The organism is Spirosoma aerophilum (genome assembly GCF_054782495.1).
Window position 1 is genome coordinate 82,223 of sequence record NZ_BAAGSJ010000050.1, and the last position, 23,993, is coordinate 106,215.

General features: G+C 51.0%; 21 protein-coding genes. 10 read left to right on the top strand and 11 right to left on the bottom strand.

The genetic code is table 11. The features are described 5' to 3' along the window. Positions 1-101: 101 nt before the first annotated feature. The 6 genes from ACYVK4_RS32845 to ACYVK4_RS32870 all read right to left on the bottom strand — a co-directional run bounded on the left by ACYVK4_RS32845 (position 102) and on the right by ACYVK4_RS32870 (position 7,904). Positions 102-1,973 carry a proton-conducting transporter transmembrane domain-containing protein gene (locus ACYVK4_RS32845; RefSeq protein ID WP_461131816.1) on the bottom strand — a complete coding sequence of 624 codons (1,872 nt, stop codon included), beginning with the start codon at positions 1,971-1,973 and terminating at the stop codon, positions 102-104. Positions 1,974-1,982: 9 nt separating this feature from the next. Beyond that, a complete protein-coding gene (locus ACYVK4_RS32850) occupies positions 1,983-4,478 on the bottom strand; it encodes a YbcC family protein (RefSeq protein ID WP_461131817.1) in 2,496 nt (831 codons plus the stop codon). A 657-nt stretch (positions 4,479-5,135) separates the two neighbouring features. Then, positions 5,136-5,831 carry a hypothetical protein gene (locus ACYVK4_RS32855; RefSeq protein WP_461131818.1) on the bottom strand — a complete coding sequence of 232 codons (696 nt, stop codon included), beginning with the start codon at positions 5,829-5,831 and terminating at the stop codon, positions 5,136-5,138. Continuing rightward, positions 5,828-6,205, bottom strand: coding sequence for a GntR family transcriptional regulator (locus tag ACYVK4_RS32860; protein WP_461131819.1), 378 nt, complete (start codon positions 6,203-6,205; stop codon positions 5,828-5,830). Before ACYVK4_RS32860 ends, ACYVK4_RS32855 begins: the two co-directional genes overlap by 4 nt. Positions 6,206-6,207: 2 nt before the next feature. Further along, a complete protein-coding gene (locus tag ACYVK4_RS32865; protein ID WP_461131820.1) occupies positions 6,208-6,942 on the bottom strand; it encodes a hypothetical protein in 735 nt (244 codons plus the stop codon). An 89-nt stretch (positions 6,943-7,031) separates the two neighbouring features. Further along, complete coding sequence (locus tag ACYVK4_RS32870) at positions 7,032-7,904, bottom strand: ABC transporter ATP-binding protein (protein WP_461131821.1); 873 nt, start codon at positions 7,902-7,904, stop codon at positions 7,032-7,034. 315 nt (positions 7,905-8,219) lie between these two features. On the opposite strand from ACYVK4_RS32870, the gene ACYVK4_RS32875 reads away from it, so the two are divergent. From ACYVK4_RS32875 to ACYVK4_RS32895, 5 genes are all read left to right on the top strand, one after another. Then, the gene (locus ACYVK4_RS32875) at positions 8,220-8,498 is read left to right on the top strand and encodes a hypothetical protein (protein WP_461131822.1); all 279 of its coding nucleotides are present in this window, start codon (positions 8,220-8,222) and stop codon (positions 8,496-8,498) included. Between the two features lie 103 nt (positions 8,499-8,601). Then, on the top strand, positions 8,602-8,868 hold the full coding sequence (locus ACYVK4_RS32880) for a hypothetical protein (protein WP_461131823.1): 267 nt from the start codon (positions 8,602-8,604) through the stop codon (positions 8,866-8,868). A gap of 16 nt (positions 8,869-8,884) precedes the next feature. Further along, on the top strand, positions 8,885-9,982 hold the full coding sequence (locus ACYVK4_RS32885; protein ID WP_461131824.1) for a DKNYY domain-containing protein: 1,098 nt from the start codon (positions 8,885-8,887) through the stop codon (positions 9,980-9,982). Positions 9,983-10,024: 42 nt separating this feature from the next. After that, a complete protein-coding gene (locus tag ACYVK4_RS32890) occupies positions 10,025-10,231 on the top strand; it encodes a hypothetical protein (RefSeq protein ID WP_461131825.1) in 207 nt (68 codons plus the stop codon). A gap of 53 nt (positions 10,232-10,284) precedes the next feature. Further along, positions 10,285-10,620 carry a hypothetical protein gene (locus ACYVK4_RS32895; protein ID WP_461131826.1) on the top strand — a complete coding sequence of 112 codons (336 nt, stop codon included), beginning with the start codon at positions 10,285-10,287 and terminating at the stop codon, positions 10,618-10,620. Between the two features lie 31 nt (positions 10,621-10,651). On the opposite strand, the gene ACYVK4_RS32900 is transcribed toward ACYVK4_RS32895, so the two are convergent. The 5 genes from ACYVK4_RS32900 to treZ all read right to left on the bottom strand — a co-directional run bounded on the left by ACYVK4_RS32900 (position 10,652) and on the right by treZ (position 18,524). After that, positions 10,652-10,846 (bottom strand): hypothetical protein, encoded by a 195-nt coding sequence (locus ACYVK4_RS32900; protein WP_461131827.1) that lies wholly within the window; start codon positions 10,844-10,846, stop codon positions 10,652-10,654. Positions 10,847-10,954: 108 nt separating this feature from the next. Further along, positions 10,955-11,326 (bottom strand): hypothetical protein, encoded by a 372-nt coding sequence (locus ACYVK4_RS32905; protein WP_461131828.1) that lies wholly within the window; start codon positions 11,324-11,326, stop codon positions 10,955-10,957. A gap of 31 nt (positions 11,327-11,357) precedes the next feature. Continuing rightward, entirely contained in the window at positions 11,358-12,338 is a 981-nt protein-coding gene (locus tag ACYVK4_RS32910) for a TIGR03885 family FMN-dependent LLM class oxidoreductase (protein WP_461131829.1), read from the bottom strand. Between the two features lie 38 nt (positions 12,339-12,376). Next, positions 12,377-16,657 carry a malto-oligosyltrehalose synthase gene (gene treY / locus ACYVK4_RS32915; RefSeq protein WP_461131830.1) on the bottom strand — a complete coding sequence of 1,427 codons (4,281 nt, stop codon included), beginning with the start codon at positions 16,655-16,657 and terminating at the stop codon, positions 12,377-12,379. After that, positions 16,599-18,524 carry a malto-oligosyltrehalose trehalohydrolase gene (gene treZ, locus ACYVK4_RS32920; RefSeq protein WP_461131831.1) on the bottom strand — a complete coding sequence of 642 codons (1,926 nt, stop codon included), beginning with the start codon at positions 18,522-18,524 and terminating at the stop codon, positions 16,599-16,601. The genes treY and treZ overlap by 59 nt, the downstream gene beginning before the upstream one ends. A gap of 396 nt (positions 18,525-18,920) precedes the next feature. Between treZ and ACYVK4_RS32925 the strand changes: the two genes are divergently transcribed. The 5 genes from ACYVK4_RS32925 to ACYVK4_RS32945 all read left to right on the top strand — a co-directional run bounded on the left by ACYVK4_RS32925 (position 18,921) and on the right by ACYVK4_RS32945 (position 23,918). Next, a complete protein-coding gene (locus ACYVK4_RS32925) occupies positions 18,921-19,580 on the top strand; it encodes a DUF6766 family protein (RefSeq protein WP_461131832.1) in 660 nt (219 codons plus the stop codon). A 28-nt stretch (positions 19,581-19,608) separates the two neighbouring features. Continuing rightward, on the top strand, positions 19,609-20,466 hold the full coding sequence (locus ACYVK4_RS32930) for a hypothetical protein (protein ID WP_461131833.1): 858 nt from the start codon (positions 19,609-19,611) through the stop codon (positions 20,464-20,466). 101 nt (positions 20,467-20,567) lie between these two features. Continuing rightward, complete coding sequence (locus ACYVK4_RS32935) at positions 20,568-22,193, top strand: sensor histidine kinase (protein WP_461131834.1); 1,626 nt, start codon at positions 20,568-20,570, stop codon at positions 22,191-22,193. Then, complete coding sequence (locus ACYVK4_RS32940) at positions 22,190-22,942, top strand: LytR/AlgR family response regulator transcription factor (RefSeq protein ID WP_461131835.1); 753 nt, start codon at positions 22,190-22,192, stop codon at positions 22,940-22,942. Before ACYVK4_RS32935 ends, ACYVK4_RS32940 begins: the two co-directional genes overlap by 4 nt. 187 nt (positions 22,943-23,129) lie before the next feature. Further along, positions 23,130-23,918 carry a hypothetical protein gene (locus ACYVK4_RS32945; protein WP_461131836.1) on the top strand — a complete coding sequence of 263 codons (789 nt, stop codon included), beginning with the start codon at positions 23,130-23,132 and terminating at the stop codon, positions 23,916-23,918. Positions 23,919-23,993: the final 75 nt, after the last annotated feature.

Consider the following 23,993-nt stretch of genomic DNA (forward strand, 5'->3'; position numbering starts at 1 on the left):
ATGGATATTTTATACCCCATTTGAACCTCTGTGCTCTTTGTGCCTCTGTGGTTAAAAATCCTTTTGTGGTAATCCTATTTCATGAACTCCTAAACACCCAATCAATACGACTTATAGGCCATTTCGTACATCGACTTCTCGTAAGGTCCGAGGAATATACGGGCGTAGATGCGGATGATGGCCAGACCGTCGATGATGAAGCTCAGAGAGGTGAAGAAGGCCAGAACAGCCTGATTTTCGTGAATGTGCGTGAACATTAAGTCCTCACCAATAAACGTTGGGGTAATCGGAAAACCCGAAACGCCCAGACAGGCCAGTAAGAACAGGAAAGCAAGTTTGGGGTACTTGTGCGAATACCCGTGAAACTGCTGCAGGTTGATACTTTTCTCCATCGACTTCAATCGGCTCAGGCAGATAAATCCGATCACACCAGCCACAGAAACACCACTCAGATAGAGAAGGCCCTGAGACACGTAATTAAATTCCTCGTTGAATGAAATGGCCAGCACCACAAAAAAGTGGTTCATGATCGTCAGTAGCCAGGCCATACGCGCCCGTTTCCGCTTCGTAAACGATTTCAGCACCATCACAACAGCAGTGAACGAAAACGCTACCGGCAAACAATCCAGTATCGGTTGGGGGATAATATTCCGGTTGTACAGACAAAACAATCCGACGAGGTAAAACGGCACGAATACGATCAGGATGCCCTTTAGTGTCATGAAGTCAAGCAGGTTGCCCACCCACTTAACCGGGTTCCATAAATACCGGTACAGGAGCGAATCCAGGTTCCACTCTTTAATTCCCAGCATGTAGAACGTGTTGGCGAGTTTCTTCGGCAGGAAATCCTCCAGCGACCGCTGCGAGGGGTAGAACGTATAAAATTGCTCCCGAATCAGATAACTTACGACCGAAGGCGACACCAGAAGCTGGTAAGTTCTCAGGAACGCATTGCCCGCAAAGTGGAACAGCGCCAGACTTTCCAGACCAGCCGCCACCTCTATGAACATGAGCCCAATCTGCGCGATGGATGCGTAGGCGATCTGCGCCTTAATGGACGACTGAACACGGGCAATACCTGTTGAAATGACAGTTGTTATCAGTCCCAATATCGCAATCAGCACCCGTACCGATGTCTGCTGCTCCCAAAACGGGAACGTTCGCAGCAGCAGGAACACGCCCAGGTGTACCGCCAGCGACCCGTAGAAAATAGCGCTGGATGGCGTGGGGCCTTCCATAGCGCGGGGCAACCACGATGAGAACGGTAACTGAGCCGACTTTGCCGATGCCGACGCCAGGATCATGAGCGATATAAATACGCCAATGAAACTGTGCGTCTGGAGGTGTTCATGCACCAGCGCATAATCGCCCAGCTTCATAAACGTGATGTTTTCGTGCCACAGGTGGTGGCTCATCCACATGGCCAGCAACAGGCCCACGTCGCCAATTCGGTACACCGAAAATACCTTCACCGCATTTTTAACAGGGAGGTATTTATTCCGATAGAACGCAATGAGCAGGAATGACGTAATTCCCAAAATCTCCCAGCCAATGAACAGCGTCTCGAAATTTCCGGCAAAAATGGTGGTGTTGTAGCCAATGTAAAAAAAGAGGATGGTTGTAAAGAAGCGCTTGTAGCCCGTTTCCCGATGCAGGTAATAGCGGCTATATACGGTTACCAGAAACGTCAGTATCGAACCAACGAACAGATAAACCGCAGTGATCTTATCGAAGTAGAAGTCAATCAGAAACTCGTAGTCATCTGCACTGAGCAGCAGGATGTCTTTAAGGTTGAGCTCAGCACGGCTGGTAAAAAGCCAAAAAACAATAAAACTCATGGACAACAAAAAATGCAAGCCCACGATCCCAAAGCATGTCCAGGAAATAAACTTCTCCTGCTTTTCGGGAATTAATAGCAGGATTAAAAAACCCAGTACTGGGAGTACTATGAACACTTGTAAAAAGGATGCCATGCGTAAATCTTAAGAAAGTAGGTAAACCGGTAGATCTTCCTGATGCGTTTCGATCAGGGGAGTTATATCGCTGATGGTGTCCACGTGCTGCATCATGGGCAGATAGGGCGTAAAGGCGCCCTCTTTAAAGACGAAGAACTTCCGGGTGTCCGGGTCAACAACAGCCAGGTGTACCCACTCATTGATGAACCATTCGTAGGTGGCGTACAAACGCTTGATGACGTCCAGTACCAGATCAGGATACTGTTCGATAATGAAGAACATGCGCACCGGGTCATGCACCTCGATCATCTGATGGGGTAATCCCGGCCGTAGATCGCCATCCATTCCGTTGGCAACGCCAATCAGTCCCATCACGTTATGGGGCAGTTTGGTACCCGCGCCGAGTTGCTGATTATCCACTCTCGAAAAGAAATATTCGAGGTTGATACCGCCACAAACGGGCGCGGCCGCTTTCAGAATGTTGAACAGGTACTGACCATCCGGGTCAACCCGGTAATCGTAGGAGTTCAGAAATGACCGTCGGTCCAGAAACAACCCTTTCGACAGTGATCGCCGACCTACGATGGTGAGGGCATTGGTGGCGTGGTTTAGCTCCGGCCGTGGCTCGAACAAGGATACCGACCGCTCCCGAATTTTCTCGTGAATCCGCTTCAGGCTGGCCCGGCTGTCGATGGACTCAAAACGACGCGACCGTTCTTTGGCGTTGTAATCGAGCGCTTTATCGAATAGTACTTTATTTTTCTTGTGTTTCTCCCGGTTTTCGGGAGTCAGAGACGCTTCATCGAAGAAAACCACTTCATCTCGTGTCGTATCATGCAGCGCACCAATGAATTGGGTCGTGTCCGGAATGGTGATCCCTCGCTCAATCAGGATGGCCCGAACGCTCGGGTGATTGGCCATGTACGACAGCGCCCTTGCGTTGACCGACCCCGCCCGACCACAACACGCGCCACAATCGTAGGCCGCATAATGGGGGTTGTTGACACTGCTCGCCCCGTGCCCAACTACGTAAACGAGCGTTGCGAAGTGATCGACCATACCGATACTTTTCAGGAGCCCTTCAACCCGCACCACCATCTCGTCGATGGTGTAACCAATTTGCAAACCGTTTTCCTTGTCGTCGGCCTGCTGGTTCTCAATCGTCAGCTTCGACAGGTGGTCCATGTGCTTGAACGAGGACGCGGCTGCGGGCGTCATGGTTGGCTTGAAAATGTTGGAAACTAACCGCAATGCGGCCCAGAAGCCCAGCGTCTGCGAGATCAGCCAACCGCTATGGAAAGAATGTGCGTGTTTGTTGAAATGGTAGTCCTGTTTGCGTTTATTTTTCGCATCGACCTCTTTGATCAAATGTTTCGGCGAGATGGGAACCGGGCATATTTTGGTGTAATACTTGCCATCCTGGGGTTGAAAAAAACAATCTACGCCAAAGAAACCGGGCGTACCGAACGTTTCGCAGGTGGGATCAAACTCTTCCAGATAGCGACGAAACGAGCACTCCCGATCGTCGATGCAGAACAGGGCCTGAAAACTTTTGTTGGCGATGGGTGTCTCGTCCCGAATTTCCAGTTCCAGCCCGGCCATCACCTGATCGTAATAACTCCACTCAAAAGCCTCCTGCCATATGGTCAGCACCTCACTCAATTCGGTTTCGGGAATTTCGGCAAAAAGCGGTCCCGGATTCTGCGTCAACCAGCTTCCCATGGGTGCCCAGTCGTTTCCGAACTGATAATTGAGCGCATCGATTTCCAGCAAAAGCTCGAAGACAATCAGGTCGTGGAGCGATATTTTCCGGGCATCGAGGAGGGTTTGCGGCAACTCTTCCACGACTCCCACCATACCCGACCAGCCGGAATGAGCAAACTGCTGATCGAACAGATAGTGCTCATACAGCGCTTCGCTGCCGATCAGTCTGTCCAACAAAGCTTTAATAGCGCAATCGCCATGCAGAAAAAGGTCTTTGGCAGCACGGGTCCTGAAAACGCTGGTGAAGCTGGTTTGCTCCATTTCGCGCATGGATGACAGAAAATCTTTTTCCCGAACGGGGAAGTTCCATATCGAAATGCCCTGATCGAGGTAGCTGCACAGAATCCGGAATAAAATGGGGTGCACCAGCGAGTCAAGATCAATATGCTGCTCCCGTTTCCAGTTAGCCCGCAAGGAACCAACGCGGGGCAGGAACCTCGTTTTGTACGGTTTACGCAGCACTCGCTCGGTCCAGTCAGACGCCAGGGCTTCGCCCTTATGCTGAACGATGACTCGTTGGAGTACGTCTTCCCGAATTCGTTTCGACTCATACAACGACCGGTATTCACTCAGCGACAGCAACGTTTTGTATCCGAACAGTTCGGAGGCCTTGTGAAGGGCCCTGTCGAACCGTAGATCCTGAAAGGAGTGTAGCGTATTATGATGAACGAAGTCCTTGAGCGGTGCCTGTGCGGGCAAATAGTGCTTTAATTCGTGAAGCACATGGTGTTCATCAAATAATGCATGGTGTGTTGTCATAGCGAATGAACGAAGGTAGGCGGGCGACTTTCAGAAGTTACCACCCGGCCAGGCTTAAGGACTAAGCATTAAAGAGAATGAGCCACACACGGATGCGGTTAGCTCAAGTGAATTAGCCTGAACAGACGAAAAGAGAAGTCGTTGAGAAGGGAAAAATGATCAAGACAGGAAGCTCACCATCCTGACTCTTCATTTCCGGTAAATATTGGTTTCAGTATGCGAAACATGCCGATTGACGAAAGGTAGTCTAACCGGAAAGTGGGTTTATTTACAGAAACCCAAGCCGCTTAATTGTGTATTGGAATACATCATCAACCTATTTTTAGTACACTTATGTTGTTTAAGTTACGTTGACACGCGACCCTTAGCCAAACTTTTTCATAGCTTTTTAATACCATTCGGCAAGTTCCCGTAAATGGTCAATTATATCTTCCTATAAACAAACTTTTCTTTAATATTCTTTTAATTATTTTAAGAATTCTTTAACATGTCTATGGCTTTTGTTCCAGCGTCTTTACCGGACTTTTTTCTCTACCGTTCGGGTATATACTTACCCGACAGCAAATCAGAGAACGCAAAAAGTGCCTTTCAAACGGACTTTATCCGTTTGAAAGGCACTATCAATAAAACGAAGCGAGTAAGAGTTGTCCTATCAGCTTATTTCATCCACGTCAACGCTCGTCCGTTTAAATGGATGTCTGCCTTAGGCGACAATTCCTTTTTAAACACATCAATCTGACTATCATTCAGTTGAATACCACTCGAATCTTGCACAACAGCCCGTAATGACTTGTACTGATCGGGCCCCAGTTTAGCAAAGCTGTTCTGACTTGCCGTCAGGGCGAAATCGTCTGCTACAGTCAGTTTTTGAGTGCGTAAACGCGTGTTTTGAAGGGACAGGGTCAACTGATTCAGGTGGCTGTTCCGAAGGGTTAGCCTACCGTTTGTGACGCGCAGACTTTTCAAATCAGGCAGGCGCAGCACCAGACCGGCGGGTAGTTCATACTCAATATCATTGTGAGGGTTTCGACGCTCTCCGTCGTAGTTCATCAGATACGAAATAAACAACGTATCGCCCTGCTTCCGGCTCCGAAACGAGTTGGCCATGGAAGGCAGTAAAAAAACCTGAGCTGAATCCCGGGTATACTTACCCGTCTCGACAATTATTTCCGAAGTCGGAGCCCCCTCAATAACCACATGACTGGCTATGGGAACCACCCGACGGTCGAACTGTTGGTAAGGATTACTCCAGTCCATTTTTTCATATTGCTGAAGCAGCAATAGATCAGTGGCAACCATACCCGTTAATGTGATGATGGCGAGAATCGCCAGCAGTATATAGCTTGTTTTCATTGAGCGTTCGTTAAGGTGTTTACGTATTCGTCGTAGCGGGCTTCTATTTCGCGCAGGTCGATGTGAAGCAACGTCAGATTTTTAAAGAACTGGGGCAGGTCGTTCTGCAAAAACTGCTCGCGCCGAAAGGTGCGGATCTTCTCAGCGGCATCGTCGGCCGCAAAATAGCCGATACCCCGTTTATTGGCAATAACGCCCTGCTGGTTCAGTAACTCATAGGTTCGCATAACGGTGTTGGGATTTACTTCCAGATCAGCCGCCAGTTCCCGCACCGACGGAATTTTCTCTCCGATGGGCCAGCGGCCCAGCAAAATCTGCTCGCTGACGTATTCGGCGATTTGAAGGTATATAGCTTGTTTGTCTCGAAAATCCATTGTTATACCTCCCGTTCTTTAAGCCTGAAATAGCCAATCACGTATAAAAATATGACTGCTAAAATGCCAACTGAATAGCGTATCTGACTACCCAATGGTTCGGGCAGTTCCAGGTCACGAAGCACATTTGTCCTGATGATGCCCGAATCAGCAAAGGGAAAACTCATTCTTACTCTCTCCCCGTTTAATAACCCACCCATAAAATAATGATTGGCAACCATGCCCAACACTAAGGCCCCGATAATAACTACAGTCACTAAGGGTAACGTCAGGCGACGAAGCAACAACGCAAACGCCAGCGCAACCGGATGCAGAAGAATTGTTAACACCCAGATAGTGGCTGGGATATCAGTCATCGCTTTTGATCTGTAATACGGGTCAATCTGTAAATTACCATTCACTCTTTTAATCCAGTCAAGTGCATCTGATGGCCAATGACGGTGATTTATATACGAAACTCCTACTGCATCGACCAGGGTAAACATGGTCAGATAGACCACAACAAAGCCAACGCCCGATATCAAAACGATAAGTAGATATTTCTCCATCACTGAAGCTGGTCGCAGCAAATACGTAATAGCCCGCTCCTTTTCACTAAGCAGGCTCACCTGCTGTACCGTGAAAACATATAAGGCGGTCCAGCCAATAAAAAAGAAGATTAAAGGGCGTTTCTGGTCAACATCATCCGGGTAACTAATGTAAAAAAACAGGGCCATTATACACAGAATACCGCCCATAAGGAGCAGATATGTCAGCAGTAAGCCCCGGTTATCAGACAGATAAGTCCGTAGTAATCGACCAAAGCGGTTCAGGGAAAAGGTCTGGTTCATGTAGTAGCGAAGGTAGAAGTAGACGAAAATAGTTGCTGAATACGGGTGGGTTCGGCTTGAACGGTGTTAAACAAACGTTCCAGATCCAGTCGGCTTGGCTCGTTCATGGGGTTCTCGGCCACGATGGCGTATCCGCCCACGGCCCGCTCAGCGTAGAGAATTGAACGGTTTTTGTCCAGTTCGGGCACCATGCCGAACCACAGCCGCGCCGTGATTTCCTCCACGCTGGCCTGGAGAGCTACCGTCATCCGGGAGCGCGACCGCTCGCCCAGAATCACAATGGGATCAATAAGGGCTTCGAGGTCGCGCACCTGATGGGTAGAGATAACGACCGTGCGGTTTTCATCTACCGCCCCGGCAACCAGCCTCCGAAACTGGCTTTTGGAAGGAATGTCCAGGCCATTGGTGGGCTCATCCATGAGCAGGACCGCCGTGTTGGTAGCCAGCCCAAACCCGATCAGAACCTTCTTTTTCTGCCCATACGAGAGCTCATTTAGTTTTTGATCGTCGGTCAGGCCAAATTCCCGGATGTAGCCCGCCATTTGGGAACGGTCGAAGCGGGGGTAAAAGGGAGCGTTCGACTCCACAAACTGTCTGATACGCACGGCTGGCATGAAAAACTCTTCCGGCACCAGAAACAGGTCTTCCAGAAAGGCCGGTTGCCGATGTCGGGGTTCGTATTGACCAACCTGAATAGTTCCCGTTTTGGGATACAAAAGGCCCGCCAAAAGTCGTAACAGCGTCGACTTTCCGGCACCGTTCGGTCCGAGCAACCCATAAATGGAACCGGGGGATAATGTCAGGTTTAAGCCCTCATACAAAGGTCTACCCCGCTGATACCCGAATGAAACACTCTCAAACTTAACCATAATCACCAGGCGCTATAGTGTATTAGATAAATAGTACACTACAATAGTAAGGAACATACTGAATACATGTCAAGCTTTTAACAAAATTTTATTTCTACGTATTGATTTAAGTTGATAGTCAGCTCTATAAAAAGGCGCATGAACTTATTCCACAATCAAACTCATCTGTTTTGTATGGTCCACTGGACAATTTATAGCCACTCGATTGAAAGTTTTGACAGGCAACTCATTCAAGAACCATCTTTGACGTACTCAATCCGCTGGTAAAGGGCCAAAACCAACGAATGCAGTTAACCCGCCGAAAACATCCGTACCATGATTAGTCGCTTTTTTAGCCAGGTAACTGCTTTCGGCCTGTTTTACATGCTTGCAATGATGGGTATATTCCCGTTCCTGATCTATTTCGGCAAGCCCAAACCATGGCAAAAAGCCGCTCAGTTTCTAATGTCATTTCCGGTCGATAACGAGAAAATTGGGGCTTATTCTTTTTTCGGGGTGACTGCCGTTTTTTTCCTGAATGGCCTGCTTTGGGGCCTGCTCGTTATCGGCCTGTTTAGCGTATTCAGTGTCCTCCGAAATCTGTTTACTGGATAGACAGAATTGATGCATACTCAGCGATAAATATCCTCTAGAATACTTCAAATCGTTCACTGGCTGGTCGTTGCCGAATCAGACGGGCCAACCCATCTTTACCAATATGTCGATCCTAAAAATCATTACCACCGTCAATTGGGTACTTATCAGCGTATACGGTGGGGTCATCGTTTGGGTCTTTTTGCAACAAGCCAATCCCTACAACGACGCGGGTGGGGGCGAGATGGAAACAGCCCTGAAAGGACTGGCGGCTTTTATGCTGGTTGTCCTGATCGGGCTGAATCTGCTAGCCTATTCATGGACGAAAGTAGCGGCCCTACTGCTGGTATTGTCGCTGCTACTGCTGGTACGCTATATAGCCACACATTAACCGCGGTTTGTCAATCATGCGACTATTTCACATTCTATTATCCATCGTTGGCCTGGGCGCTCTAGTGTCCTGCAAGAAGTCTGCTTATGAGACCAAAAACGGGTTGGTCTATTATAAAGACAAGGTGATCAACTCAGCCGATTATTCGTCGTTTCAGCCACTGAATGCGGTTTTCGCTAAAGATAAAAATCAGGGATATTACCGGGGCATTCCCATTACGGGAACTGTCGGCACGCGGTTCGAAGCACTTGACGAGCATTACGCCACCGATCGCAGGTCCGTTTTCTATTGCGATAATTATCTTGATTTCAAGTTATTTGAGTCAAGTCGAAAGGACAAAATCAGTCAGATTGCGAATGCAGATGCCCGTTCGTTTGTGGTGCTCAAAGAGGAGTATGCGAATGATAAATTCCGTGCTTATTACAAAGGTGTGGGGTTTGCTGTAGCTGATGTTGCGTCCTTCGAGCCCCTCGATTATATGTTTGCCCGCGATAAGAAAGTCGGCTATTTTTCCCTGAAGCCGATTCCCGGTAGCGAGGGCCGTTCGTTCACGGTTTTAAGCTCGAACTACGCCAAAGACAGTCATCACGTTTATCATTCCCGGACCATCGTCGATGGGGTATCAATACCCGAAATTCACGCGATCGAGACTGCTGAACCAGCCTCGTTCACCGTCATTGACCTGTATCATGGAGTCGACAAAAACCACGCTTATTTTCGTGATAAGCAGCTGGAAGATGCCGACCCGACCTCATTCAAAAAGTGGGACGCGTACTCCATTGATTATAGTACCGATACGACACACGTTTACTTCCGGGACAAACTGATTCGGGATGCCCATAAACCCCTGTTTAAACTAATGACTGAGAGCTACGCTCAGGATGGCCAAACCGTATTTTATGAGGACAAGCCCCTAAAAAACGCCGACCTGACCTCTTTTACAGTGCTTGAATCCGGCTACGCCAAGGACGCGAAACAGGTGTTTTACGCGGGCAAGGTATTGACCCATGCCCATCCGGCTTCCTTTACCCTGATTGCCAACGAGGCTGGCCGCGATGCCGCCGACAAGACGCACTCGTATCATCAGGGGCAGCGGGTTAGGCTGGACGACTAACGGGCAGGCAGCACATTTTTTTCACCACCAACTTACAAAACCATGAAATACATTGGTACCGGATTCCTTGCCGGCATTATTGGCTTCGTCGTCGTCGCCTTTCTGGGTTACTTCCTGATCTCCCTATTTTCGGCAAACCGACACGATAGAAGCGTGGAAGCCAGTATGACAAGTATTTTTGTTTTTGGCCCTATTGGGTTCATTCTCTTCTTCATCATTGGCTACATATGGGCTAAAAACTCCCTTTAAGTAATTTCTATAAACAGCCACTAGTTCCATAATTCACTCACGCAGCAAACGGCATGACCACAGACACTAACTTGAACGCCGACACCACCCCCCAAATACGCTACTCCGAAAATGGCAGGAGCGGCACGATTTACTATACGAACCACGAAATCAGTTTCGATGTGTGGTACGAGTTTGCAATGCCACCCGCGCTTGTCCTCATCGGCATCCCCGAACCCCGTCATTGGGAGGCCCAAACAAATACGCCATTATCAGAACGGCCAGCCATCCTTGACTTTATTGGCAACAGCGTCATAAAGGACAAATTGCAGAGTGGCGCCTACGCCCGAATCGAACAGGACAATATCATGACGATTTACACAGGAAAAGACCCGGACCTTGATTCGTGAAAGGCGAATTGCTCTTCACAGACCTGCTCCGCTAACCGGGCAATACCTTCATGGTATCAAAGTCGCCCACTTTTTGCAGGTACAGCAAGCGGTTCATCACGCCGTGAATGTTACTCACCAACCCATACGCTTCGGGCAGGGTGGCAATCAGTAGCTGCGTATGCTCGTTCTCGCCCTCGGCACCCGTCGATTTACCGTTCAGCGCCTGAATGTTGGCTAAGGGCATTCGTCGTTCGAGGTAGAAGAAATGGAGTATTGTAATCGCCAGTTCTTGTATTAAGGCGCGTCGTTGAGTGGTTGCGAATACATACCTTATGACGTTTAGACTGGTGAATCAGGGCTGCTTCGACAGCATGATTTTTGTAGAATCCGATTTAAGAATAAAGCCTTTGTCCTGCTTTTGAACTGCATAGGCCTTCTGATCGATATAAAGGCTATCCTTTTCGAGCTTCCAGGTAAACGGCGTGTCTTTGGACAGCATGCCCATCTGAATATGATTCAGCCCCTTTCCATCTTCACTAAACGCAAAGACCGACTTTGATCCCATCAGGCTGGCTAAATTCGTGCTATCAATCCCTTTGGTTGAATCGACATTGTATGTAGCTGAAAATTGCTGACTAATAAAATCTATATCCCGAACACCCGTGTTGCAAGCGGCAAACAAGCCAATTGCAAGACTCCAGATGATAATTGACTGACGGTTCATAACATAGTTTGTTTAAGTTGTTAGCCCGGACTTATACGTTCAGATGGGCTGGTTTTAGCAACTCGGGCAAGACATGCTGACCGAAATCGTCGATAAACCGTTCATGTTCCAGATTGACATTGTGCAGAAAAAGCTGCTCGAACCCTAGCTCAATATCTTCCCGAAGCCAGGCCAGTTGCTGGCTGGTATCGTCCGAAATCCGAACCATTCTGTCGACTTCATTCAGATTCACAAGGTCCCCGGCCATATCGAACTGTTCGGGTCGGCGTAGATCGGTCAGCATGCCGTTGGGGAAAATATTGCCCCGCCACTGGTCGTAAGCACCCTGCCGGGCCTGCTCTTTGGTTTCGGCATATGAAAGCTGCACTTTCAGGTGCATCGGTTTGCCTTCTCCGCCCCCCTTTCGGAAAGCGTCCACGACCGCCCGCAGCTCATCGGCGGGCTGCGATATGGTGAGCAGCCCATCGGCCCAGCTACCCACCCATTCGGCCGTTTTGGGCGTAACGGCTGCTCCAAACAACCGGGGTTTTACAGCGGGACGCGTGTATAGGGTCGCTTCTTCCACCGTAACCAGTCCTTTGTGGGTTACGGTCTCGCCATTCCATAAAGCGCGGATAATGTCGACGCACTCCTTCAGGCGGGCATTCCGGTCGGCTTTGGCGGGCCACTTATCGCCGGTGATGGCTTCGTTAAGGGCCTGCCCGGTACCAACGGCCATCCAGAATCGGTCGGGAAACATGTCGGCCAGCGTGGCGGCTGCCTGCGCAATGATGGCCGGATGGTATCGCTGACCGGGAGCGTTGACCACCCCGAACGACAGCGATGTTGCCTGCAAGGCCGCCCCCAGCCACGACCATGCAAAGCCGCTTTCGCCCTGTCGATTACTCCAAGGGTGAAAGTGATCGGACGACGAGCAGGCCGTGAACCCTGCCTGTTGCGCCCGCTGTGCGTATGTCAGCAGGGTACTGGGTTTAAATTGCTCATGGGATGCGTGATAACCTATTTTCAGCATAACGTTGAGGGTCTTTCAGTCGAGTTTTCGATTATCAACTATCGGTCATAGACGGTAACCCATTCCCGAAGCTGCTCTTCCACAGCGGCATTGACCTGTTCGGGTACTATCCGCCAGGTCCAGTTGCGGGCCGTAGAAGCCGGGGTATTGATCCGGGCCGATTCGTCCAGCCCCAGCACATCTGCCATAGGCAAAATGGTAACATTGGCGACGGACGCATACACCATCCGGGCCAGCACCTGATGCACGTTTTCTTCCGAAACGGGATGACCCACGTAGCGTTCCAGTTGTCGACGGTGTTCATGACCGGCATCCTGCCGATACCAGCCCCGGATCGTATTGTTGTCGTGCGTACCGGTATAGGCAATGGAGTTGGGCGTATGGTGATGCAGGCTGTTGACTGTTTCGGGCATGTTGTCGCCAAACGAAAACTGAATGACCTTCATGCCCGGCAGACCAAACTCATCCCGCAGGTCGTAAACGGCCTTGTCGATTTTCCCCAGGTCCTCGGCAATGAACGGGAGTTCACCCAATTCCCGCTGCAACACCTTGAAGAAGTCGGCACCCGGACCGGGTATCCATTCGCCGTTGATAGCTGTTTCTTCATCGGCCGGGACTTCCCAATAGCTGGCAAACGCCCGAAAATGATCCAGTCGTAGTCGGTCGTACCGCTCCATATTTTTACGAATCCGGGCCACCCACCAGGCGTAATCCTGCTTTTTCAGTTTATCCCACCGAAAAATGGGCATCCCCCACCGCTGACCGTTGGCGTTGAAATAATCGGGGGGTACACCGGCCACACAGGTCATGTTTCCGTCTTTATCCAGTGTAAACAAGTCGGGGTGCGCCCACACATCCACCGAATCGTAGCTCATGTAGAACGGCAGGTCACCAAATAGTTTAATGCCCAGACCATTGCAATAGGCTTTCAGGGATCTCCACTGTTTATCGAAGATGAACTGAAGCCACTGCACTTTCCGAATAGCGTCGGTCTGCCCGTTTCGAAACCGGCTCACGGCCGATCGCTGCCGAAGTTTCAGTTCGTCCGGCCATAGAGTCCAGGAGTCATCGTTGTGGTGGTCTTTTATAACCGCATAGAGCGCGTAGTCGTCCAGCCAGTAGGCTTCCTGCTGACAAAACCGCTCGAATTCCCGTTTCTGGCTGGCCGTTTGTTTGTCCTTTGCCGTCTGCCAGGCTTTCGTCAGCAGCTCTTTTTTGATCCGGCTGGCGGTGTCATAATCAACCTGCTGCGTGATTGGCTGTATGTGGGCATGCAGGTCACCTTCCTCCAGATAACCCTCTTTGGCCAGCAGCGCCGGGCTGATCAGCAGCGGATCGCCGGCCATACTCGATGTGGCGCTGTAGGGCGAATAACCACAATTGGCCGCCACCGGATTCAACGGCAGAACCTGCCAATAGCTCTGACCGCTACGCGCCAGAAAATCGGCAAAGGTGGTTGCCTCAGGGCCAAAATCACCGACACCAAAGGGCGACGGCAGCGAAGTGATGGGCATCAATATACCCGCACTACGCTCGCCGGGCCGTTTTTCCAGTTTGAGCAGGGCCATCGGCAGGGTGTAGAACAAATCACCGACGGCTATCCCATCCTCCACTTTACCGACACTCTTCAGCAGTCGATGCTCCCAGGTGGTGGGGGCTTCGGGCGGCAGGATGATACGGGTGTCCTTCCAGTCCAGATTAAACACCGTCTCGGTTTGCTTGCTGGACAACTGCGCTACGCCCAGCGGCACCGCCACCACATACCAGGTTTGTTCATAGCGCCGGGCAAAGGCCAGCACGTGTTTTTTATAGCGTCCCTCCACCTGTAAGGGAACATAGTGCCCATAGGCAAACAGGTCGGGGTTCTGATTACGTTCGGTCAGCAGGGTATGAATCAGCCAGAGCTTGATGCGGGCATCGTATCGATTTTCCCACAGTTCTGACCATACTGTTTTGGCGTCGTTTTTCAGCAGTTCGTCCAGTCCTTTCTGGCGTACGGCAAAGTCAACGGGACGACGATTGTCGGGATCAACCAGACTTAAATCCCAGCCTTCGCAACCCTGATAGACGTCGGGCAGGCCGGGGCTGGTACATTTAAGCACCACCTGCGCCAGCGAATTGACGATACCGAAGTCAGCCACCCGCCGGTGAAACGCCTGGAAACTATCCCAGAACGGCCGTTTTCTGTCCAGCAGCGCAACCGCAAAGTTTTTGGTTGCCTCTTCATAGTCCTCGTTGGGGGCACTATAGGTCGAGTTACGTTTGGCTTCCCGCATCGCTTTCTGCAGATATTCCGTCAGGCGGTCCGGGAATTCATCTTCGTCCAGACTGGGCAAATCAATGTCTGTTTCGGAAGATTCGCCCGGCATTGGGTAGGCGCCTACCAGTGTCTGGTAAATGAAGTACTCGTCGTTGGCATCGGGTGCCCCTTCGTCCGGAATATCTTCATTGCCCTTACCGGGTTGTTTAAGATCCTGATTAAGTTGCTGCCATTCTTTCACGACGGCGATCCATTCATCGGTCAGGTCGGTCAGCACATTCAGTCGGCTGCGGACATCTTCGCCCCGCTTGGTATCGTGGGTCGAGGTAGCGTTCAGTGTCAGCGGCCATTGTGTTTGCCGGTCGATCATCTTTCGGTGATACTCGTCGGCGGTCAGGCCAAAGTATTCCGGGGAGTCGCCCACTTCATCGTGCCCGATAAACCGGTTGTAGGTGTACATGAGCGTATCTTCCACACCCTTGGCCATCAGCGGACCCGTGAACTGCATGCACCGCTGGTAGAACCGCAACGCCCGGCCGTTGTAGTCGTCGTTACCGGGCCGGGGCTTTTGGAGAATGGCCTCTTCGAGGATACCCACCGCCGTCATCAGTTCTTTTTTATTCTTCCGAACGCGATTGAAAATCGCCTGTACGGCGGTGGCCTCTTCGACACTCAGCGGCATCTGGTTGCCATAATAGCGATACACCGGGCACTGGATCAGGAAATCGCCAATGGCCGTTTTCAACTCTTCGGGGGGCACCTCCGCCAGTATATCGGCGTCGATTAGGTTCAACGACCGGAAAAGCCCATCCAGATTATCAAGTTCACCGTTCATGTGCTCATACAGGATGTACGCTTTTTTGTCGTGCAACTCCTGACGAACCACGGTCTTTTCGCCTAAAAGTGTCTGGTAAAACCGGGTGAAGCTTACCTCGCTGTTCGTTCGGGTAAACAGGTTGTTGACCATCGACAGGTAGGCATAGCCGGTAGCTCCCTGAATAGGCCAATGGGTGGGCATCTGTTCGTCGTTTTGCAGAATCTTCTCCACAACGATATACGCTTCCTCACCCGCCAGCTCACGCAGCCGCTCCAGATAGCGGGTCGGGTCGCTAAGGCCATCGATATGGTCAATACGCAGCCCGTGAAAAACACCCGCTTCCAGCAGGGCTTTCGGGAGTTCGTGCACGGCATCGAAAACGACGGGGTCCTGGATATTCAGACAGATGAGCGAGTTGACGGTAAAAAACCGCCGGTAATTGATCTGCTGGTCCGTCTCTCCGTGAAAACACAGCCGATAGGCTTGCTCATCGGTGATCTGCCGGATGCAGGAAGGCGTCGTATTGACCACCTCCAGGCATCGTTTGATATAAGCTTTGCTCTTGCTGTCCTTCATCAGACCAGCCAGCGTTGTCTGGCAGTCGGCCATATGCTGGGCGTAGGCCTCCGGTTTTCGCAGCTTTCGACCCTGATGAACCCTGTCTACCAATTGCTGAACAGCGTCGGGCAAGTTTTCTTTACCGGCCTGCAAGATGGTCGCGTAAGAGCGCAGGTTTAGTGGATAAGGCGTATCGAAATAATTGATAAAGAACTGATTATCCTGATAGGCAACGGCCAACTGGCTCTGGTCGATCACCTCTTCCAGCGGAGATCCCAGGAACGGAACCATCAACCGGCCTTTGTGAACCGGACTTTGCCAGTCGATGTCAAAGAATGAGGCATATCGGGATAACTGACCTTTTTCCAGCACATCCATCAGCCACTTGTTGTGCGGATCGAACGCCATGTGGTTCGGCACGATGTCCTGTATCCAGCGCATACCCCGATCCGTAAGCTGGCGACTGATGTTTCTAAGCTGGTCTTCGGTCCCGATTTCGGGGTTGATGCGTTGTGGATTGACCGAATCATAGCCATGAACACTTCCCGGAACGGCTTCAAACACAGGTGATGCGTACACCGTACGGATGCCAAGTTTGTCCAGATAAGGGATGATCCGCTCAAAATCACGGAAGGTAAAGTTGCGGTGAAATTGGAGCCGGTATGTGGAAACGGGATTGTTCATGATGTTGAGCATATATGAGTAATGACTCCGGTTGCAGCGAAATAGTTTTGGAAGCCGGAATGGATTCGGGAGTCAGCTCAGTCTCTGATTCGTTGTGCAGCTGCCACCGGGAGTCCGCGGAGTCGAGTAGTTTTTGCCAGTCGGTGCCCTCCAGGCCAACGGCTGGTAAGGCTACAGATTGGGGCTCCTTAGAGAAATTCATCAGACAAAGCACGTGCTGCTCATCGTGCCAACGGTGCACGATGAGCGTTTCTTTTTCCGTATCCGGAAAGACATCGATCTGTTTACGATTCAGCCGATAGAGCGCGGGTAAATGTTGCCGCAGCGCAATCAGCGTTTGGTAATAGTGGAGCAGCGTCCGGTGCGGTTCCTCTTCCAGCACACGCCATTGCACTTTAGCCTGTTCATAGGTTTCGTCGCTTTCCGGATCAGGCACCTCACCCTCCGAACGGAAATCCGCAAACTCCTCCCGACGGCCCTGCCGGACGGCCTCCACCAGTTCGGGTTCGGTATGGCTCACAAAATAATAGAACGGATTTTCCTCGCCCCACTCCTCCCCCATAAACAGCAGCGGAATATACGGGCTCACCATCACGGCCCCGGCCAGTAGCTTGAGGGCTTCGTAGCTATATAACTGACTCGACCGTTCGCCCAGCTTCCGGTTGCCGATCTGGTCGTGGTTCTGCGAAAACACAATAAACTGATGACCAGGATTGTCTTCTGCCTTGCGGCCGAAGAGTTTATGGCGAACGGGTGAGAACTGCCCATCATATACGTAACCATCCTGAAAGGCTTTTGCCAGATGATTGATCCCGTCAAAGTCGGCATAGTACCCGACCTTACCTTCGCCAACGGCTACCCGCAACGAATGGTGAAATTCGTCCATCCACTGCGAGTCCATCCCGAAACCCTGCTTGTCCAGCGGGTCGATGTAGCGGGGGTCGTTGAGGTCGTTTTCGATAAGCAAGTAATGCCGACGCCCGGTTTGCGCCATCAGCCGGTCGACTTCCTCTTTCACTTCCCGAAGGATATGCACCGGACTAAAGTCCTTGATGGCGTGGACGGCATCCATCCGCAGGGCATCGATATGAAAATCGCGGAACCACATCAAGACATTTTCAATCACATACCGCCGGACGCCATCACACCAGGCATCGTCGAAATTCATCGCCTTACCCCAGGGTGTGCAGTATTTATCCGTGAGATACGGGCCAAACTCGTTCACGTAATTCCCTTCGGGTCCGAAGTGGTTATAGACCACATCCAGCACTACGGCAATGCCCCGGTAATGGCAGGCATTAACCAGGTGTTGCAGCGCATCGGGACCGCCATAGGAATTCTGTGCGGCAAACGTGTAGACACCATCATACCCCCAGTTTCGGGAATCTGAAAACTGAGCAATGGGCATTAGTTCTATAGCGTTGACACCCAAGGCCTTCAGATAATCCAGTTTACTCTCGATGGCCTGAAACGTGCCTTCGGCGGTGAACGTTCCGGTATGCAGTTCATACAGCAGGTAACTGTCCAGCGAGTGGTTTACCCAGCTCTCATCTTCCCAGTGAAAAGCGGCTGTATCTACCGCCTGAGAAGGGCCATGCACGCCCTGCGGCTGAAACCGCGACGCAGGGTCGGGGTAATCGTGGTCACCATCGATTATGAACGTGTAGAGGTCACCGGGAGTGAGCTGCCCGGTTTTTAGCGTCCAGTAGCCAAGGTCTACCTTTTTCAGGGGAATGGCCGCTGGCTGCCCATACACTTTAATGGCAACATGGTTGACGAACGGAGCCCATAAACAGACATTCGCTTCGTTTTCGGTCGGAAACGTAACCCCAAGCGAACATGGACCGCTAGTGTCGAAGTGAATCATACAGATAATTAGTTTGTGGCATTCGAGGTAGGCATAACAGCCCTGAGACGGCTTGCCTGGTCGTTCCCGTCCTGTTTCATCAGGACGTGATTCGAGCAGTGTGCGCTGGGCTCATGCCTTTGTTTTCAGAACCGCTGTTTAGGTCCCAAAGCCTGTGTGGCGCACCAATAAATTAGGGAACGGCTCATTTGAATGACTGAATTGGCAACGTATGACCCCGCCAGCAGGGCTGTCTGGGGCCGACAGGCGAAACAAACAACTAACCTCCGAGTTACAGGACTCAACAACTGTGAATAGCTCCCTCAAGCTTTCGTAGCACTCATTTACTAACCCAATCATGCGTTTTTCAAGCGGCCATCAGCGTCCCTTGAAAAACCCTGTTAAACCTGTTCACTAATGAAAAAATACCTGCGTGAAAATGGCCTCTCGATCCTGTTTCTGCTCATTACTATAATCACCTTATCAGGCCAGATCGTGGTAGGCTGGCACGACTTCAATAACGACCTGAGTGATTACGACCGGGCACCTGTTTCGTTCAGCACCTACCTGACCAGCGGGCACTGCATCGAAGCCGTCTTTGAAAACTGGGAAAGCGAATTTTTACAGATGGGTCTTTATGTGCTGTTGACCGTTTCGCTTTATCAGAAAGGTTCATCGGAATCCAAAAGCCTTGATGAACCGGAAGAGGTAGACCGAGAGCCATCGCCCACCCGGAAAGGGGCACCCTGGCCCGTTCGGAAAGGGGGGCTGGTGCTTAAACTTTATGAAAACTCGCTGAGTATTGCCTTTTTTCTGCTTTTCGGCTTTTCGTTTTTCCTGCATGCGCTGGGAGGTGCAAAAGAATACAATACCGAACAGGCCCTCAAAGGAAAAGCGGAGATGCTCACGATGTGGGAGTTTATGGGCACCAGTGAGTTCTGGTTTCAGTCCTTACAAAATTGGCAAAGTGAATTCCTGTCGGTTTTATCCATCGTCGTCCTCTCTATTTTCCTGCGCCAGAAGGGATCACCCGAATCTAAGCCCGTCGACGCGCCAAACGCTGAAACAGGCGAATAATTAATTAGTGAAGAACAAAAGAGTGCCCATGGGAGCGACTGTCAGTGGACCTGCCCGGCAAATCGTTCACCTTTCGTTCTTCATGATTCACGCTACATTTTACATGCTTCCCGTTACTTTTTTACTCTTCACTTTTCATTCATTACTCTTCACTATTTTATCCATCAACGTGAAAAAGCTTTTTCTTTTATTGAGCCTAGTAAGCCCGAGTCTGTCGGCCGTAGCCCAGCAAACGTTCTTTAGTGTTCCCTCGTCCGACATTACGCCAAAACGTAAATTTCTGGCTCAGCAGCAGGTCGATATCAACGGCGAACAGCTCCGTTTTTCTACCACGATCGACTATGGGCTGGGGCGCAACTGGGAAGTGGGCGTAAACCTGTATAACGTGGATTATCAGCGGCCGGAACGCACCTGGTTACGTAACGACACCACCCTTCAACTCCCCTATGCGCCCTTACTGCTTCTCAACGCCCAGCGAACGTTTAACCTGACCGACGCGCTGCACATTGGCCTGGGTGGCCAAACGGGCCTTAACCTGCTCCCTACTCAATCGCACAGTTCATGGGAAGGCTGGGGGTACGCCAATCTGGGCGGCAGCTTCAGGAACGAGCATTATAAAGCCGTTATCGGTGGGTACGCCGGGAATCAGCGCTACCTGGCCGAAGGATCGACCATTGGCATGCACATGGGTTTCGACGCGGGAATCTGGTACCAAAAAGTTCACATCCTGGGCGACTGGGCCACGGGCACGCATGAATACGGGCAGTTGGTGGCGGGTCTGGAAGTGTATCTGCAGGAGCACCTGCCGCTGGCGCTCGCCTGGCGTCGATCCAATCAGGATGGAAATCAGGGGGTGGTCGTTCAGCTTACCTACACCCCAAAATAACCTGATAAGTAAATCGAACTCACAGTAAGACCTGCCGAATTCACATTGCCTCACCTTATCATCAGAAAAGTACCTTTTTTTGATGCACTAACGGCGAGGATATGAGAACGGCAGTCTTATTCATTTTTGGCGCAATGCTTAGCGTCGCTTCGGTACACGCTCAGATCAAATGGAGCAACTACTCGCACAGCTATCCGGACGGAGTAACCGATACCCCACCCTCTGTCGGCCTGATTTTAGCGCTGCGGCAGGGCAACGATTTTTTATGGTCTATTCGTAAAACGAGTAAACAGTTCGATGTACTCGATGAGGTCTCTTTCCGAAGGTTACGCCCCAAAGACATTGTCGCACGAACCACGTTTGATACGACCCGTGCGCAATTCTTTTTGGCGGGTGTTGGGCCGGGCAATGCCCATCAGTACCAGTTCCAACTCACCGAATACCCCGGCAATCGCGTTGTGGTACCCTGGTGCGGCATTACCCGGTTTACCGATTCAACCCTGACCCACGATTCCGGGCTGCCCACAATGGGGTATCTGGGCGGCTACCGAACGAGTCTGGGCAACATGCTGATGATGGATGTCCGGAAAACAACCAACAACCAGATCGTTGCCACGTCGCTGGTTGCGTGGGAGTCGATCAAGCCGGTAGTCACGACGGTGTACACATCCGAAACTATTGACGAATTCCTGAAAAAACTGCAATACCCCTGGGCGTCAGTCAAACAACCCACCAGCCCGCCGTCGCCGGTGCTTACCGTACCCTCCACCAACAGCACCCTGATCCTTGTCTTAAAGGGTGACATTTTCGATAAAAAGCAGCTCCAGTATGAACTGGTCCGTAACGGCAGCGTGTATACTCCCTGGCAATTCAATGACTATGCCAACAGCTTTGTCTGGCTCAAAAGCTATCCGCCCGGTAGTTATGTCGTCAGACTACGCTATTCCGTTCAGCCACAGCACATCACTGAATACCGCTTCGATGTGGCACCTGCCTGGTACCAGACCTACTGGTTTCGAATTGTAACCGGTATTTTTGTAGCGGCCTTGCTGGGGGCCTGTTTATTCCTGTTGCTGTTTATTCAACAGCGACGCAAAACCCGGCAGGAACAAATGGACAGAACCCGGGTACAGCTGGAGTTAAAGGCCATTTATGCCCAGCTGAATCCGCATTTTGTCTTCAATGCACTCAGTTCGATTCAGGGCCTTATCAATAAACAGGATATCAAAGGGGCGAACCGCTACCTCTCCGACTTCGCCAGGCTTCTGCGGGAGTCACTCAACCAAAGCAATAAAGATGAGCTGTCGCTTCAGGAAGAAATACAAACCATAGACACGTATCTGAAGCTGGAACAACTGCGGTTTGGCTTTCAGTATAAAATTAAGGTTGATGCTGGGGTTAATGTATACGAAACGAATATCCCCGCTCTGCTTTTACAACCCCTGGTCGAAAACGCCGTGAAACATGGCGCTTCCTCATTACAGGAAAAAGGGTATATTGACGTTGCCATTGACCGACTGGAAAACACCATGATGGTTTATATTACTGACAACGGCCCGGGCTACACCGCCGGCAAATCGACAAGTGGGTTCGGCTTAAAGCTGACGAAAGACCGTATTGATCTCTTGAACGCTCTCCACGCCAGCCAGCCGATCACCCTGGCGATCAGCACGCCCATATCCGGTGGCACGCAAATGACGCTCACGTTTACCGATTGGTTTTTATGACAGCAAAAGCCATTTTGATCGATGACGAACAGCCTAATCTGGACAACCTTCAAGCGCTGCTCAGCACATACTGTCCGCAGGTGACTGTTTGCGGAACGGCCCTGAATGTGGAAGATGGCCAGCGTCTGGTATATGCCCACCAGCCCGATCTGCTCTTTCTGGATATACAGATGCCCGGACACAATGGATTCGATTTGTTACGCCGACTGCCGGAACCTGCCTTTGAGGTCATCTTCGTAACGGCCTACGATCAGTATGCCATACAAGCCATGCGGTTTGCAGCGGTCGATTATCTGTTGAAACCGATCGACATCGGTGAGTTACAGGCAGCGGTAGACCGGGGAATTGCCCGACGTCGGCGAAACGTCCGAAACCAGCAGTTTGAAAACCTGATGGACTTGCTGGCAGCTGGTCAGCCTCCAGCCGGGCACCGTCTTGCCCTGGCAACGGCAAAGGAAACACGCTTTGTCAAAACCGGCGACATCATCCGTTGCCAGTCATCGAACAACTACACCACCTTTTACCTGGCTGATGGCGAAATCCTGCTCGTCTGCAAACCCATTTATGAGTACGACGATTTGTTGAAAGGGCATGATTTCATCCGCTGCCATCAATCGCACCTGGTCAATAAAACATACGTCAAGAGCTGGAAAAAGGAGTTTGGCGACTTTTTGCTGCTGGCCGATGGAACCGAAGTACCCATATCGAAAGGCAAAAAGGAAGCCATAAAAAAGGCGCTTAAACTCTGATTCCGTTACCGTTCCGGGCTGTAGGCGTGTATGTGTTTATCCCGCTTTCCCGGCGTATTTCCTATCCCCTTTTCCTCACAATTTCAATATATTTAATCCTATCGGCCGGTGTCTTTCAGTTAGCTCGTTGATACATGAATTTATTTCACCAGCCTCAACTGGTGTCGTCTGTCATACCAATCAACGAATGAAACACGCAAAGCTTTTACTGCTTGGACTAGGCCTGGTAGCCTGCTCCGGCAGAGATTCGTATCGGGACAATATTGACATGGGCAATGCCGCCGGTACCGGCGACGCAAATTCGAGCGTTGCCAAACGCGTAAGCGGAGTGTGGTTACTCAGTACTGACTACCATTATATGGAGCAGTGCAACTACCTTCCTGAAGAGTTCGTACGGAACCTGTTTAAGCTGGGAGAAGATGTCGAACTGACTAAATACAGCGGACGCAACGACTGCGAGCTGCGCTGGGGTTCCAACAAGATCGGCTTCTCGCTGGAAAGTAAGAAACCCTTTGAGTCCACCTTCCAGTCCGAATACTTCTTCAACAAACTGTTTGAGCCGGAAGCCAACAAAGAAGCCGACGAAAACAGTGAGTCCAGGCCAACGATTTTTGGACAGGCACCCCAGGGCACAAACGCCGAATTCCCGGCAACGACGGAAGAGCCGACCCAGGGACAGGATTCGACCCGGGGCGCCGACCCATCGGCCCCGCTGGCGGGCATAACCAGCCCGACCCCGCCTATTGCCACCCCGGCGAAGAACACGGCTACCGGACAGGCAGTTACCGAAGTGGGCGATAAAGCCATCTGGGAACCAGGCAAAAAATCCCTTCACGTACTGTATAACAATCACGTTTTCAGCGTTATGGCGCAGGTTCCGGGAAGCCCGGCTCAGGTGAAGCAGGGCGCCATAGGACTGGCGAAGCTGGTTATTCACTCGCTCGACGATCCCTCTGACGCCGTTCATAATAATTAAGTCAGCCGATCGGCGGGTCGGGCACCGTTCCCTTATTTATTGGAAAAGGAGTGGCCCATCACCCGTTGGTGCGGG

Coding starts and splice junctions, on each gene's coding strand:
- ACYVK4_RS32860 (WP_461131819.1), bottom strand. CDS start 6,205: ATGGATTTTCGAGACAAACAAGCTATATACCTTCAAATCGCCGAATAC.
- ACYVK4_RS32880 (WP_461131823.1), top strand. CDS start 8,602: ATGTCGATCCTAAAAATCATTACCACCGTCAATTGGGTACTTATCAGC.
- treZ (WP_461131831.1), bottom strand. CDS start 18,524: ATGATTCACTTCGACACTAGCGGTCCATGTTCGCTTGGGGTTACGTTT.
- ACYVK4_RS32925 (WP_461131832.1), top strand. CDS start 18,921: ATGAAAAAATACCTGCGTGAAAATGGCCTCTCGATCCTGTTTCTGCTC.
- ACYVK4_RS32875 (WP_461131822.1), top strand. CDS start 8,220: ATGATTAGTCGCTTTTTTAGCCAGGTAACTGCTTTCGGCCTGTTTTAC.
- ACYVK4_RS32895 (WP_461131826.1), top strand. CDS start 10,285: ATGACCACAGACACTAACTTGAACGCCGACACCACCCCCCAAATACGC.
- ACYVK4_RS32890 (WP_461131825.1), top strand. CDS start 10,025: ATGAAATACATTGGTACCGGATTCCTTGCCGGCATTATTGGCTTCGTC.
- ACYVK4_RS32910 (WP_461131829.1), bottom strand. CDS start 12,338: ATGCTGAAAATAGGTTATCACGCATCCCATGAGCAATTTAAACCCAGT.
- ACYVK4_RS32935 (WP_461131834.1), top strand. CDS start 20,568: ATGAGAACGGCAGTCTTATTCATTTTTGGCGCAATGCTTAGCGTCGCT.
- treY (WP_461131830.1), bottom strand. CDS start 16,657: ATGAACAATCCCGTTTCCACATACCGGCTCCAATTTCACCGCAACTTT.
- ACYVK4_RS32940 (WP_461131835.1), top strand. CDS start 22,190: ATGACAGCAAAAGCCATTTTGATCGATGACGAACAGCCTAATCTGGAC.
- ACYVK4_RS32870 (WP_461131821.1), bottom strand. CDS start 7,904: ATGGTTAAGTTTGAGAGTGTTTCATTCGGGTATCAGCGGGGTAGACCT.
- ACYVK4_RS32850 (WP_461131817.1), bottom strand. CDS start 4,478: ATGACAACACACCATGCATTATTTGATGAACACCATGTGCTTCACGAA.
- ACYVK4_RS32900 (WP_461131827.1), bottom strand. CDS start 10,846: ATGCCCTTAGCCAACATTCAGGCGCTGAACGGTAAATCGACGGGTGCC.
- ACYVK4_RS32865 (WP_461131820.1), bottom strand. CDS start 6,942: ATGGGCGGTATTCTGTGTATAATGGCCCTGTTTTTTTACATTAGTTAC.
- ACYVK4_RS32905 (WP_461131828.1), bottom strand. CDS start 11,326: ATGAACCGTCAGTCAATTATCATCTGGAGTCTTGCAATTGGCTTGTTT.
- ACYVK4_RS32885 (WP_461131824.1), top strand. CDS start 8,885: ATGCGACTATTTCACATTCTATTATCCATCGTTGGCCTGGGCGCTCTA.
- ACYVK4_RS32930 (WP_461131833.1), top strand. CDS start 19,609: ATGGGAGCGACTGTCAGTGGACCTGCCCGGCAAATCGTTCACCTTTCG.
- ACYVK4_RS32945 (WP_461131836.1), top strand. CDS start 23,130: ATGAAACACGCAAAGCTTTTACTGCTTGGACTAGGCCTGGTAGCCTGC.
- ACYVK4_RS32845 (WP_461131816.1), bottom strand. CDS start 1,973: ATGGCATCCTTTTTACAAGTGTTCATAGTACTCCCAGTACTGGGTTTT.
- ACYVK4_RS32855 (WP_461131818.1), bottom strand. CDS start 5,831: ATGAAAACAAGCTATATACTGCTGGCGATTCTCGCCATCATCACATTA.